Annotated in this window: 10 protein-coding genes; 5 read left to right on the plus strand and 5 right to left on the minus strand. The window is 48.8% G+C overall.

All coding sequences use genetic code 11. The annotated features are described in order from the left end of the window. Positions 1–192: 192 nt before the first annotated feature. Genes gltB through AC3ZFK_RS01535 form a run of 4 tightly spaced genes read left to right on the plus strand, consistent with a single transcriptional unit; the run spans position 193 to position 8,050 of the window. A complete protein-coding gene (gltB, locus tag AC3ZFK_RS01520) occupies positions 193–4,692 on the plus strand; it encodes a glutamate synthase large subunit (RefSeq protein ID WP_487506064.1) in 4,500 nt (1,499 codons plus the stop codon). Then, on the plus strand, positions 4,692–6,098 hold the full coding sequence (locus AC3ZFK_RS01525; RefSeq protein ID WP_489433710.1) for a glutamate synthase subunit beta: 1,407 nt from the start codon (positions 4,692–4,694) through the stop codon (positions 6,096–6,098). Before gltB ends, AC3ZFK_RS01525 begins: the two co-directional genes overlap by 1 nt. A gap of 49 nt (positions 6,099–6,147) precedes the next feature. Next, positions 6,148–7,401: a malic enzyme-like NAD(P)-binding protein gene (locus AC3ZFK_RS01530; protein WP_487506062.1), complete on the plus strand. Its 1,254-nt coding sequence runs from the start codon at positions 6,148–6,150 to the stop codon at positions 7,399–7,401. A gap of 1 nt (position 7,402) precedes the next feature. Then, positions 7,403–8,050, plus strand: coding sequence for a class I SAM-dependent methyltransferase (locus AC3ZFK_RS01535; RefSeq protein ID WP_487506061.1), 648 nt, complete (start codon positions 7,403–7,405; stop codon positions 8,048–8,050). Between the two features lie 23 nt (positions 8,051–8,073). On the opposite strand, the gene AC3ZFK_RS01540 is transcribed toward AC3ZFK_RS01535, so the two are convergent. Genes AC3ZFK_RS01540 through AC3ZFK_RS01560 form a run of 5 tightly spaced genes read right to left on the minus strand, consistent with a single transcriptional unit; the run spans position 8,074 to position 13,115 of the window. Beyond that, on the minus strand, positions 8,074–8,697 hold the full coding sequence (locus AC3ZFK_RS01540; RefSeq protein ID WP_487506060.1) for a PqiC family protein: 624 nt from the start codon (positions 8,695–8,697) through the stop codon (positions 8,074–8,076). Then, a complete protein-coding gene (locus AC3ZFK_RS01545; protein WP_487506059.1) occupies positions 8,694–10,391 on the minus strand; it encodes a PqiB family protein in 1,698 nt (565 codons plus the stop codon). The genes AC3ZFK_RS01540 and AC3ZFK_RS01545 overlap by 4 nt, the downstream gene beginning before the upstream one ends. Then, a complete protein-coding gene (locus AC3ZFK_RS01550; RefSeq protein ID WP_487506058.1) occupies positions 10,391–11,023 on the minus strand; it encodes a paraquat-inducible protein A in 633 nt (210 codons plus the stop codon). The genes AC3ZFK_RS01545 and AC3ZFK_RS01550 overlap by 1 nt, the downstream gene beginning before the upstream one ends. Then, positions 11,023–11,661 (minus strand): paraquat-inducible protein A, encoded by a 639-nt coding sequence (locus AC3ZFK_RS01555; protein WP_487506057.1) that lies wholly within the window; start codon positions 11,659–11,661, stop codon positions 11,023–11,025. Before AC3ZFK_RS01555 ends, AC3ZFK_RS01550 begins: the two co-directional genes overlap by 1 nt. Before the next feature lie 44 nt (positions 11,662–11,705). Then, positions 11,706–13,115: a PhoH family protein gene (locus tag AC3ZFK_RS01560; RefSeq protein WP_489433711.1), complete on the minus strand. Its 1,410-nt coding sequence runs from the start codon at positions 13,113–13,115 to the stop codon at positions 11,706–11,708. Positions 13,116–13,230: 115 nt separating this feature from the next. On the opposite strand from AC3ZFK_RS01560, the gene AC3ZFK_RS01565 reads away from it, so the two are divergent. Further along, entirely contained in the window at positions 13,231–13,800 is a 570-nt protein-coding gene (locus tag AC3ZFK_RS01565; RefSeq protein ID WP_487506055.1) for a chorismate--pyruvate lyase family protein, read from the plus strand. The last annotated feature ends 4 nt before the right edge of the window (positions 13,801–13,804 follow it).

Raw genomic sequence — 13,804 nt, forward strand, 5'->3', positions numbered from 1 at the left:
ATGGCATTGAGGCGGCAACTTCTCAATGCCATTTTTCTTTGTCTCTACAGAAGAGATCACATGATCAAGAGCCTGAATATCCACCAGAATATACGCCAGAAAATTGAATAAAATGGCCTGCTGTTCTATACTTGCCGGCCGATTTTTGGAGTGGAAGAGTGTGTCCGCTCATCTAAAACAGTCAAGCTAATCATGAACAAATCTGAAAATAACCAAGAGCCAAACAACCATTTTGGCTCCATGTATCGCCCCGAATTTGAACGGGACAATTGTGGCTTCGGGTTGATTGCCCACATGGATGGAGTGCCCAGCAATAATCTGGTAAAAACCGCCATTGAATCCCTCAACCGCATGACCCACCGTGGTGCAATTGCAGCTGACGGAAAGTCTGGTGATGGTTGCGGACTGCTTATGAAGCAGCCGGCTGGATTCATGAAGAGCATTGCCACTGAACAAGGGTACAAACTGGCTGAAAATTTTGCAGTTGGCATGGTCTTCCTTCATCAGGATGAAGAGAGAGCCTCCACTGCACGCGCTACTCTGGAGAAAAACCTTGCCGGTCAGGGGCTGGATGTTCTTGGTTGGCGCACTGTTCCGGTTGATGCAGAAAATGCCTGTGGGCCTCACGCTCTGGCCATTCTGCCACAAATTGAACAGGTCTTTGTCAATGCGGCCGCAGATATGGATGAGGTTCACTTTGAGCGTGCCCTATTCATCGCACGTCGCCAGACAGAAAAAGCCATTGAGCCAGAGGATGAGGTCTTCTACATCCCAAGCCTCTCTTCCCGTGTAATCTCCTATAAAGGGCTGGTAATGCCGGAATATCTCCCGGTCTTCTACAGTGACCTGGGTGACGATCGTTTTGAGTCGGCCCTCTGTGTCTACCACCAGCGCTTTGCAACCAATACCCTCCCACAGTGGCGTCTGGCGCAGCCATTCCGTCAGCTTGCACACAACGGCGAGATCAATACCGTACAGGGCAACCGCAACTGGTCTGTTGCCCGTGCGATGAAATTTGAGACCCCACTGATCCCTGATATGGATGAGGTTCGTCCACTTGTCTCCATGACCGGATCAGACTCCAACAGTCTGGACAACATGCTGGAGGCGCTATTGATGGGAGGGATGGATATCTTCCGCGCCATGCGCCTGCTGATCCCGCCCGCCTGGCAGAATATTGAGCAGATGGATCCTAATCTGCGCGCCTTCCATGAATACAACTCCATGCACATGGAGCCATGGGATGGCCCTGCCGGTATTGTGCTTACAGATGGACGCTACGCAGCCTGTACCATGGATCGTAATGGCCTGCGTCCAGCACGCTGGGTAATCACCAAGGATCGTCATATTACTCTCGCCTCAGAGATTGGGGTCTATGAGTATGCGCCAGAGGATGTGGTACAGAAAGGTCGTCTCGGTCCTGGCCAGATGATTGCCGTAGATACAGAGACAGGTGATCTCATACTTCCAGGCATGGTTGATGATGATCTGAAAAACCGTAATCCATACAAGCAGTGGCTGAGTGAAAACACCGAACATCTGACCACTAAACTGAGCTCTGACGATGGTGAAGATCTTGAGGTCGAGGGGGTTGATACCGAGCTGTTCCAGGCCGCACAAAAACTGTTCCAGGTCTCTTTTGAGGAGCGTCAGGAGGTAATTCGAATACTTGCTGTAAATGGCCAGGAGGCTATTGGGGCAATGGGTGATGACACCCCAATCTCTGTACTCTCGCAACGTAATCGCTCTCCCTATGATTATTTCCGTCAACAGTTTGCCCAGGTAACCAATCCGCCAATTGATCCACTACGCGAACAGATTGTGATGTCGCTGGAGACCTGTTTTGGTCGTGAGTTGAACATATTTGAAGAGGCAGAGGCGCATGCCAGACGTCTACTGGTTGATTCGCCAGTACTCTCTAAAACCAAGTTCCAACAACTGCTTGGGCATCAGGATAGTGCCTACGCTCACGCATATATTGATCTCGGTTATGGTGATGACAAAGAGCTGAAACAGGCTATTGATGCCGTCTGTATTACTGCAGAAAAGAGCATACGTGACGGCAAGGTGGTTATTGTTCTTTCCGATCGCAACCTGTCATCTGACAAAAACACTATCCATGCACTACTGGCAACCGGTGCGGTCCACCACCATCTGGTACAGACAGGCCTGCGCTGTGATGCAAATATTGTGGTTGAGACAGGAACTGCTCGCGACCCTCACCAGTTTGCAACCCTCATTGGTTACGGTGCATCTGCTGTCTATCCGTGGCTTGCCTATGAGATTATCAATGAGATGGTATCCACCAATGATATTCAGGATTACAACCTTACAGAGGCTGCCCGTAACTATCGCAAAGGAATCAACAAGGGTCTATTGAAAATTCTCTCCAAAATGGGAATCTCGACCATTGCCAGCTACCGCGGAGCCCAGCTGTTTGAGGCCGTAGGTCTCCACAATGAGGTTGTCGACCTCTGCTTCCGTGGTACTACCTGTCGAATCAAGGGTGCCAACTTTGCTGACCTGGAGAATGAACAGAAATCTTTGGCCAGAGAGGCATGGAACCGTCGCAAACCAGTTGACCAGGGTGGCATGCTCAAATTTATGCATGGAGGCGAATACCACGCATACAATCCTGATGTGGTGAAGAGCCTGCAGCAAGCTGTCCGCACAGGAGATATGGCTGACTACAGGGTCTATGCCGATCACGTAAATAATCGCCCCACCGCAACCCTGCGTGACATGCTCTCATTGAGCCAAAGTCAGCAGTCAATTCCGCTCGATGAGGTGGAGCCATGGGAAAATATTGTCAAACGCTTTGATACGGCTGCGATGTCCCTGGGGGCGCTCTCTCCAGAGGCGCATGAGGCACTGGCAATTGCCATGAATACAATTGGTGGACGCTCCAACTCCGGTGAGGGTGGTGAGGATCCAGTACGCTACGGCACCAACAAGGTCTCCAAGATCAAGCAAATTGCATCTGGCCGGTTTGGAGTAACTCCACACTACCTCTCCAGTGCTGAAGTCCTGCAAATCAAGGTGGCACAGGGCGCCAAGCCTGGCGAGGGTGGGCAGCTACCGGGGCAGAAGGTCAATGGCCTGATCGCAAGATTGCGTAACTGTAATCCTGGGACGACTCTGATCTCCCCTCCTCCACACCATGATATCTACTCTATTGAGGATCTGGCACAGTTGATCTATGACCTCAAACAGGTCAATCCGGATGCTCTGGTATCTGTAAAACTTGTATCAGAGGCTGGTGTTGGAACCATTGCTGCCGGTGTAGCCAAAGCCTATGCTGACCTGATAACCATTGCTGGACACGACGGCGGTACAGGAGCAAGTCCGCTAACCTCGGTCAAGTACGCTGGCTCGCCGTGGGAGCTGGGTCTATCCGAAACTCATCAGATTCTGCGTGCCAATGATCTACGTGACAAGGTTCGCTTGCAGACTGATGGCGGACTAAAGACTGGACTCGATGTAATCAAGGCAGCAATGCTTGGCGCAGAGAGCTTTGGTTTTGGAACCGGGCCAATGGTTGCTCTTGGCTGTAAATATCTACGAATATGTCACCTCAACAACTGTGCAGTTGGTATCGCAACCCAGGACGAGCGTCTCCGTTCCGACCACTTTACCGGCATGCCTGAGATGGTTATCAACATGTTCCGCTTTATTGCCGAAGAGGCGCGTGAGTTGATGGCTCAGATGGGAATACGCTCTATTGATGATTTGGTGGGGCGCACTGATCTACTGAAGATGATTGATGGCAACAGTGACAAGCAGAATAATCTTGATCTAACTCCACTGTTGGATAGCTCTCATGTTCCTGCCGATAAGCCTCAGATCTGTACTGAGCCAAAGAATGAGCCATTTGACAAGGGTGAACTGGCTGAACAGATGGTGGCGGATACAATGGCTACAATCGAATCAAAATCTGGTGGTGAATTCAGCTATACAGTTCGTAATACAGATCGTTCCATTGGTGCACGTCTCTCTGGAGAGATTGCCAAACGTCACGGCAACCATGGCATGAGTGAACACCCTGTTGTTCTCAATCTTAAGGGAACTAGTGGCCAGAGTTTTGGAGTGTGGAATGCAGGTGGTCTGCATATCAATCTCGAAGGTGATGCCAATGATTATGTTGGCAAGGGTATGGCTGGCGGCAAGCTGGTGCTTTATCCGCCACAGGGATCTATTTTCCGCAGCAATGAGACTCCAATCATGGGTAACACCTGCCTCTATGGCGCAACTGGCGGGGTACTTTACGCCTCTGGAACAGCAGGCGAACGTTTTGGGGTCAGGAATTCTGGCTCCAGGGCTGTAATCGAGGGTCTGGGAGATCATGGCTGTGAATATATGACTGGGGGCCAGGTCACAGTACTGGGCCCAACCGGCGTCAACTTTGGCGCAGCCATGACTGGTGGTTTTGCCTATATCCTTGATATGGACGGTGGTTTTGTGGATCGCTACAACCACGAGATGGTTGATATCCACCGTATTACCCCAGAGAACATGGATAGCCATCGCAGTCATCTGCGTGAAACCATCCAGGACTTTGTCGCAGCTACTGGTAGTAAGTGGGGGCAGACCATCCTCAACAGCTGGGATGACTTCATTCCGATGTTCTGGCTGGTCAAGCCGAAAGCGCTTGAGCTTGAGTCACTGTTAAGCATGCAGAAGGAGGCCGCATAATGGGTAATATCTACCAATTTATCGAGGTCTCCCGCATGGACCCATCCAAGACCTCGGCTGAACAGCGTATCACCGAGTACAAGGAGATCTATGCCCCGTTCAACGAACAGGATGCTGCAACTCAGGCAGACCGCTGCCTCTCCTGCGGCAACCCGTACTGCTCATGGAAATGTCCGGTCCACAACCACATCCCCCACTGGCTGAAACTGATTGCCGATGGCGAGATTGAGAAGGCTGCTGAGCTTTCACACCGTACCAATTCACTGCCGGAGATGTGTGGTCGAGTCTGTCCACAGGATCGTCTCTGCGAGGGTGCCTGCACCCTGAATGATGAGTTTGGTGCCGTCACCATTGGTAATGTCGAGAAATATATCTCCGACACCGCCTTTGCCCGTGGCTGGCGTCCGGATCTATCCAGAGTTGAGCCAACCGGTAAAAAGGTTGCCATTGTTGGAGCTGGCCCTGCCGGGCTTGGCTGTGCTGATGTACTGACCAGAAATGGCGTACAGTGTGTAGTCTATGATCGCCATCCAGAGATTGGTGGCCTGCTCACCTTTGGTATCCCGGAGTTCAAGCTGGAAAAGGGTGTGGTTCGTAACCGCAGAGCCATTATGGAGGAGATGGGAATCGAGTTCCGTCTCAATACCGAGATTGGCAAGGATCTCTCTTTCAGTGAACTTGAGTCGGAGTATGATGCCATCTTCCTGGGCATGGGGACATACAAGTACATGAATGCACGCATTCCTGGTGAGGAGCTGCCGGGTGTTAATGCCGCGCTCGACTTCCTGATCTCCAACATCAACCACAACAACGGTTATGAGAAGGACCCTGCCGACTTTATCAATATGGCCGGCAAGAGAGTTGTGGTTCTGGGTGGTGGTGATACCGCCATGGACTGCAATCGTACCTCTATCCGTCAGGGCGCAGAGAGCGTTACCTGCTCCTACCGTCGTGACGAGGCCAATATGCCCGGCTCCAAGAAGGAGGTGGCAAATGCCAAGGAGGAGGGTGTCCAGTTCCGCTTCAATACCCAGCCGGTCGAGATTGTAGGTGATGGCAGGGTTGAGGGGCTGAAGGTTATATCTACTCAACTGGGTGAGCCTGATGAGAATGGACGCCGCCGCCCTGAACCAATACCCGGCAGTGAAGAGATTATCCCTGCGGATGTCATCATTGTTGCCTTTGGCTTCCAGCCCAACCCCCCAGAGTGGGTTGGTGAAAACCAGATTGAGACTGATGAGCGTGATAGAGTTATAGCCACTGAAGAGCAGAAGTATATGAAGCAGACCAGTAACCCCAAAGTCTTTGCTGGTGGTGATATGGTGCGTGGCTCCAACCTGGTGGTCTCGGCTATCTGGGATGGTCGCAAGGCAGCAGAGGGAATTCTAGATTTCCTTGAAGTTTAGTTGACTACAGGCTACCTTCTCTATATTCACCATATAGAGGAGGTAGTCCGTGACGGATGAGCCACTACACCCGGAAGACCATCACCTGCTGCAAGAGGCGCTCGACTATCATGCGAGAAAACCATACGGCAAGATTGCGACACTTCCGACCAAACCATTCGAGACCCAACATGATCTGAGTCTGGCATATAGCCCTGGGGTTGCCGCCCCTGTGCGTGAAATCACCGCCAACCCTAAAGAGGTTAACCGCTATACCGGCAAGGGCAACCTGATTGCCGTTGTAACTGACGGCAGTGCCGTTCTCGGTCTGGGCAATGTGGGGCCTCTGGCTGCAAAGCCGGTGATGGAAGGAAAGGCTGTCCTCTTCAAGAAATTTGCTGATATTGATGTCTTTGATATAGAGATTGATGCATCATCCAACCAGGCATTTATCGAAACCGTAGCACGCATCTCCCCCACTTTTGGTGGAATAAATCTTGAGGATATCTCGGCGCCGCACTGCTTTGAGGTTGAACGCGCACTGATTGATCGCCTCAACATACCTGTATTTCATGATGATCAACATGGTACAGCCATTATCATTGCGGCCGGTCTGCTCAATGCGCTCAAGCTGCAGGAGAAGTCACTGGAATCTTCCAACATTGTCTGTCTTGGTGCAGGTGCTGCCGCCATCGCCTCGATGCAACTTCTACTCACCCTTGGAGCATGCAAAGAACAGATAACCATGGTAGACCGAAAAGGTGTAGTTCACGGGGGGAGAACAGATATAAACCTCTACAAGCAACTCTTTGCCAGAACCACAGATCGACGAACTCTCTCTGAAGCAATGGAAGGTGCGGATATATTTATCGGTCTCTCCGGCCCCAACCTGGTCACTCAGGCCATGATCAAGAGCATGGCAGAACGTCCCATCATCTTTGCTCTCTCAAATCCCGATCCGGAGATTCATCCACAACAGGCTCGTGATGCTCGATCAGACCTGATCATGGCTACCGGGCGCAGCGACCTTCCAAACCAGGTAAATAATGTTCTCTGCTTTCCATATATCTTTCGTGGCGCGCTGGATGCCAAGGCCACAACCATCAATACCGAGATGAAAGTTGCTGCCGTCAAGGCTCTGCAGCATCTCACCTGTGAACCAATCCTTGATGAGATGCGAGAGGCCTACCCAGATGAGGAGCTGCAGTATGGGCCAAACTACATTATTCCAAAACCACTGGATCCTCGACTACGAGGCTATGTCTCCACAGCGGTGAGGCGAGCAGCTATTGAGAGTGGGGTAGCTGGACAATCCGAGTTCTGATTTGCCAAAACCAAATCTAACAAATCCATTCGACTCTAATGCAGCTCGGTATGACCAGTGGTTTGAGCGCCATCAGACAACCTATCAACTAGAGCTGGCTGCCATTAAAGAGCTCTTGCCCACTCATGGCAAAGGCATTGAGATAGGTGCTGGAACCGGTCGCTTTATGGGGCCACTCGGAATAGAGAACGGCATTGAGCCCTCAGCCTCGATGCGTACTATCGCAGCAAAGCATGGGCTCGTATTACACGATGGGGTTGCAGAAGATCTGCCATTACCAGACAACAGCTACGACTATCTGCTTTTTATAACCGCTCTCTGTTTTGTCGACTCAGCATCACAGGCCCTATATGAGGCCTATCGAGTCCTGCGAGAAAATGGCACCTTAATCATTGGCATGATCGATAAGGCAAGCCACCTTGGAAAAGAGTACGAACGAAACAGGCATAACAGCATCTTTTATCAACATGCCTACTTCTACTCAGTTAAAGAGATAGTGGAGATAGCGCGTAAAACCGGATTCAGCCATTTTCAATATAGACAGGCTCTTTTCCCAAAAACCGGTCATACGGAATCATCCTCTGCCAAGGGCCATGGGGATGGTGCGTTTGTTGTTATCAGCGCCAGGAAGGCACCAAAAATGGCCTGAAAAATCTGGCTGTATTCAGTTGGCTATTTTATAGACGCACTGATCTCAATTGAGAGCTGTTTCAGCAGCTCACTCATACTCTTGACTGTCGCAGACTCTCCCGCAACATCAACTGGATCACTTATCAGAGAAGCAGATCGCATCAGCTCGCCCCGATCTCCTCCACCAATTTTCCAGTATGCATCCAGATAAATTCTCTGGTCTGGGAACCGCTCAAATCTGTCTATATAAACCTGTATTGCATATGCTGGTTGCTTGCCCTGTTTTGGCAATCTTTCCACCTTACTGTTTTCCAGTATCGCCTTTATATTCTCGAACAGGACCCTGGAAATATTCTCTTTTAGTGGCTCCCCCCATCGATTGTTCTCCGATAGATAGAGTTCGTTAAGCGCAATTCTGGACACCAGCTGCGGCCTATTCAGATATGATGGCAGAACCACAGGATGTATGCCAACTGAATACCCATCATCTTCCTTATCTGCCCGCTCAACAATATCAACAGCATCAAGAAGAAAGAAATGTGTTGTGGTTGGAGCAACAGTTGGTACAACTGAGCATCCAGCCAAGGTCCCAAAAAGAAAAGCAAACATTGCCAACCAAAGCAGGATGGAATTTACTTTTTTGTCTCTTGAATTATATCCAGTCATGGTGATGCGATTCCTCCCTGGCCATGAATTAAAACTTGCGGGTTTCTTTCAAGGTATTCAATAAAATCTCTCATTGAGCGGGCTGCAGCAGTTAACTCTGTTGTCATCTCATTTAGCTGATATTGCACCGGTGAGCCTGGGTCAAGAATATTGTTCATAAGTTTAATTGTTGTTTCGGTTTGCTGTAGCACAGAACGAATCATAGCGCTTGTTTTAACCACATCGCTTTCCATGCTTTTACTATTACTTCTCAATCTGATAGACAGTTCATCGAGTGAAGCAAGCGTATGTTGCAGAGAAGAGCCAACCGTTTGAATCTCACTGGAGTTTACCAGTCTGTTTGTGCCCTGTGCGGTTTCAAGCAACTCCTGTCCAATGTCTTCTATTGGTAGCCCCTGAATTTTTTTCAAAATAGCAGCAATGGCACTTACAACATCGTCAACTGTGGCTGATGATAACGTTGGTATTTCTGGATACTGTTCATTGTAACCTACAACATGAGCATTACTTTCTGGATCCAGCACCATATCTATAAACAGCTGCCCAGTCAGATAACTATCCACAGATAATCTGGCCCTTAATCCACTGTTCATGAGGAAGTCCATTGTTACCTCGGGCGAAGTCGAGCCATTCACCCGTACTATATTGGCAACTATTTCAGCATCAATATCCACCAGAACCGGAATCAGAATGGTGCTCTCCTTGCTATCGATCTCCATACGTATATCAGCAACAGAGCCGATTCTTATCCCCTTGAACTCTACGGGTGCGCCAATCTTTAACCCTCTGATTGACCTGTCGAAATAGGTCACATATGAGGTTTTTTTGGTGCCCCTCTGTCGAGATGCACTATCTTTGTTCTCATATAGAATGAACAGCCCTCCATCATCTGCAGGTGCTGATGTGTCTGCGCTATCTGGTGAATCAAAAGCAATACCGCCATAAAGTAACGTCTCAAGTGAATCAGTTTTTAACTGTAATCCATCAGCACTTAGGGTCAGTTTGGTTTCGCCAACATTCCAAAAGTAGCTGTTTTGATCAACCTTCCTGTGGTACGGAGAGCTGATAAATATATGTACCAAAATACTGTTGTCATCGGCAAGTTTGTAACTGAGAACATCACCCACATGAATGCCACGGAAATAGACTGGTGTGCCTGCCTCTATGGAGTTGAGATTTGCAGTTCTCAACACAAACTTGCGTCCTGATGTTTCAGCAGTTGAAATTGGTGGTTGCTCCAGCCCTGCAAACTCTTCCTGGGGAGATCCATCTCCAGGGATAAGTGCAATATACGATCCAGAGAAAAGCGTCCCCAAGGCTGAAACCTCACGCAGAGATATTTGTGGCCTGACAATCCAGAATTTGGCTCCGCTACCCAAGAATGACTTCGTCCCCTTATCCATTCTGGCCTCGACAATAACCTCTCTTTTATCGTCGCTAAACCTCACATGTTCAACAATACCAACCTCAATATTTTTGTATCGAATACGGGTTTTTCCTACCTCAAGCCCATCACCGTTTTGAAAGGTGATGGAAATTTCTGGCCCATACTCACTTATTGTTGTTACCGTCAACCAGCCCGCCATCAACACGACAATCAAAGGGATTACCCAGATAATCGAGAATCCGCGACGCCGCTCCAGCAATGCATCCGGAATATCATCAAATAATTTTTGTTTCTCTTCTTCTGTCATTATGCTCTGTTTCCTCTGCTCCAGATCAGCTTGGGATTAAAGCTCCATACAGCAAATCTGGAGGTGACAATAACCAGAGCAAAAAAAACAGCCCCCAAGCCAGCATGGACTGTGGCGAGGTAGCCCAAATCGACAAGTGCGACAAGAGTAGCGAGTACAAATATATCTACCATTGACCAGTGCCCAATACCTTCAATTATTCGATACATTCTGGTTCGCTCTATTCGTCTCCTGGTTGAAGAATAACCAACTGATATGAGCAGATAAGTTAATGTTAGCAGTTTCATCAACGGAACGACAATACTGGCAACAAAGATAACCACTGCCAGAAGATACATTTCCTCTTCAATAAGATGAGAGACACCGCTGATAATAGTATCCGGCTCTCCCCTGCCAAAACGCTTAACCGTTATAATTGGATAGATGTTGGCGAAAACATAAAAAACTGATGCTGTAACCACAAGTGTCCAGCTACGCAATAGTCCGGTCCGGATATTTGCACGCAGCGAAGTATCACAACGGGGACAAAAGGCGCCCTCTTTCCCATTATCTACCGAATCCAATCTTGTCACCCTGCCGCATACATGACACTGCACCAGTGAGTGCTGTAGTGCTGTAGGAGAATCATCCATCAGTTATTACCTGCCTTCAAAGATCCCCTCTCCAGGCTCCTCCAGATTTCATCCGGATTAATTGTTGTTCTGACTGCGGCCACAGAAAACATTACTCCTCCCAGGGCAAAAATGGCAACTCCAGGTGCAGCAGCAGAGATATCTTCAAGCCTTACAATGGATATCATGCTTCCAATAATGTACACACCAACCATTTCCCACTGCCCAACAAGAGTCAAGCTACGAAATATTTTTTTTGATTGCCATGCGACACGGCCCATACATAACGGCAATAACAGATAGACAAGCGCAGACAGATATAACAGTGGCGCGACAATACTGGTCAATAAAACCAGGATCGTCAGCCCCCACATCCCGTCATGATAGAGAGCCATTACCCCTGATAACAACGTGCTCTCATAAAGGTTTCCATTGGCCTGAATGGATATAACTGGAAACATATTGGCCACAATAAATAGTACCAGGCCAGATATGCCAAAAGCCAGGGTTCGATTTAGTGAGTCTTTCGTTGAGCGCTGCAGTACCGTTCCGCAGCGAGTGCAGCGCACCATGTGACCAACCGCCTCCCGAGTGTCCACCTTGTGAAGTAGATCACAGTTATGACATGCCACGAGATTAAACAAATTATCTGTGATCATTACTACCACATCATCCCGGCATCAAATGATATCTGCACACCTCTCTATAACACCGTAATTGCATAATCAGAGAGACGTGAACGCTCTCCCATCTGCAGCGTTACATGTCCACTATGAGCCCAATTTTTGAAGCGATCCACCGCATAAGTTAATCCTGAGCTGGTCTCTGTTAGATAAAGGGTATCTATCTGTGCCAGATTACCTATACAGATTATTTTCGTGCCGGGTCCAGCGCGAGTTATCAGTGCCTTCATCTGCTTGGAGGTAAGGTTTTGCGCCTCATCAATAATCAGATAACGATTAACGAAAGTACGACCACGCATAAAGTTCATTGAGCGTATCTTGATACGATGGTTAATAAGCTCCTGGGTGGCCTCACGCTCAAATTGAGAGCTCTTGTCATGCATGGTCAAAACTTCCATGTTATCCATCAGAGCACCCATCCAGGGAGCCATCTTCTCCTCCTCAGTCCCTGGAAGAAATCCTATATCCTCACCCAACGGAATGGTGATACGGGTCATTATTATTTCACTGTATAGATTCTGCTCCAGAATCTGCTCCAGGCCAGCCGCCAGCGTCAGCAGTGTCTTTCCTGTGCCTGCCGGCCCCAGCAGAGTAACAAAATCAAACTGAGGATCCATCAACAAATTTAGCGCATAGTTCTGCTCCCGATTTCTGGCCTGAATTCCCCAGATAGTATTGTGCTCCGAGCTATAGTTGTGCACCCGTTCCAACACTGCACTATCACCCTCTATGTCTCGAACAATATAGTCGTTACTCTCTGCCTCTGGATTAGCAAGAAACTCACCGATCTCCCAATCTGATACAGCCTCCCCCTTAACCCGGTAAAGTGAGTGGCCCTCCTCCTGCCAACTCTCTAGATCCTTGCCATGACTCTCCCAGAAACCTGCTGGAAGCTCATGAAAGCCTGTCTGCAACAGATCCACATCATCCAATACCTTGTCATTACGATAATCCTCACTCGGGACCCCAAGGATAGATGCCTTGATACGTAGATTTATATCTCGTGTCACCAGGCGCACATCGTTGACCTGACCCTGCAGGGCCATTACTGTGGCCAAAATACTGTTATCTGCTGTATTGCCTGGTAGTGACTCCGGCAGCTTGACACTGTCTGTGGATGTCTGAAAATAGAGGCGCCCAGATGACTGGTTTGGAAGGTTGCCAAGGCTGCCTGGCGGAAGCAGAGATACGCCCTGATCAATCTCATCAAGGGGGCTGTTCTCAACCAGTTCATCAATAAATCTACTTACTTGACGAACATTGCGTGCTATTTCCGAGACCCCTTTCTTGCCTCGATCCAACTCCTCAAGCACAACCATGGGGAGATACACATCATGCTCCTGAAAACGAAATAGTGAGGTCGGGTCGTGCATCAGGATATTTGTATCCAGCACAAAAAGTCGCGTTTCACTATCTGTTTTTTGAATCATCCACTCCCCCGGTTGGTGCATGTTGATACGATTGATAATACAGTTCTATCAGCTAATTACCATTAAATTTCTGTTAAATTTACAACGAATTGAGACAGGGAAACTATGAGTGAGGATGCGTATAATCAGATACATGAATCTTCCTGACAGAGAACCGCATTGGGTTACTGAAAACCGGCTTTCACTGCTTAATCCCGACAACCAAATGCGTAGACATCTTGTTCACTCCGGGTCTCTAACCAGAAAAATTGTCCAATCCTGTAGCAGTCAGTTTAGAGTGGATGTGGTCATGCAAAAGTTCTCTGCAATAAACCATAGTGAAAGGCAGCTGCTGGGGTTGCGAAGTGGCTCAACCGCCAATGTGAGATCCGTCCTTCTATACTGTGGTGAACATCCCTGGGTATTTGCCCATACCGTGATACCACACTATGCTCTTAAACGGTCTCTGCGCCGACTTACTCAGCTTGGAAACCGCTCGTTGGGTGCCGTACTCCACTCATCCAGGGTTATGGAGCGCTCAACAGTTGAATATGCGGAACTTCTTCCCCAACACCTTCTGTTTCAAGAGGCGGCCGAATGTTTGAACAGAAAACCTGCTTCATTATGGGGACGGCGTATCCTCTATCAGATTGATGGAGATCCCCTGCTGGTCAATGAGATCTTTCTGCCCAGATTCCCAAACTAACGGG

The organism is Candidatus Thiopontia autotrophica (assembly GCF_982804495.1).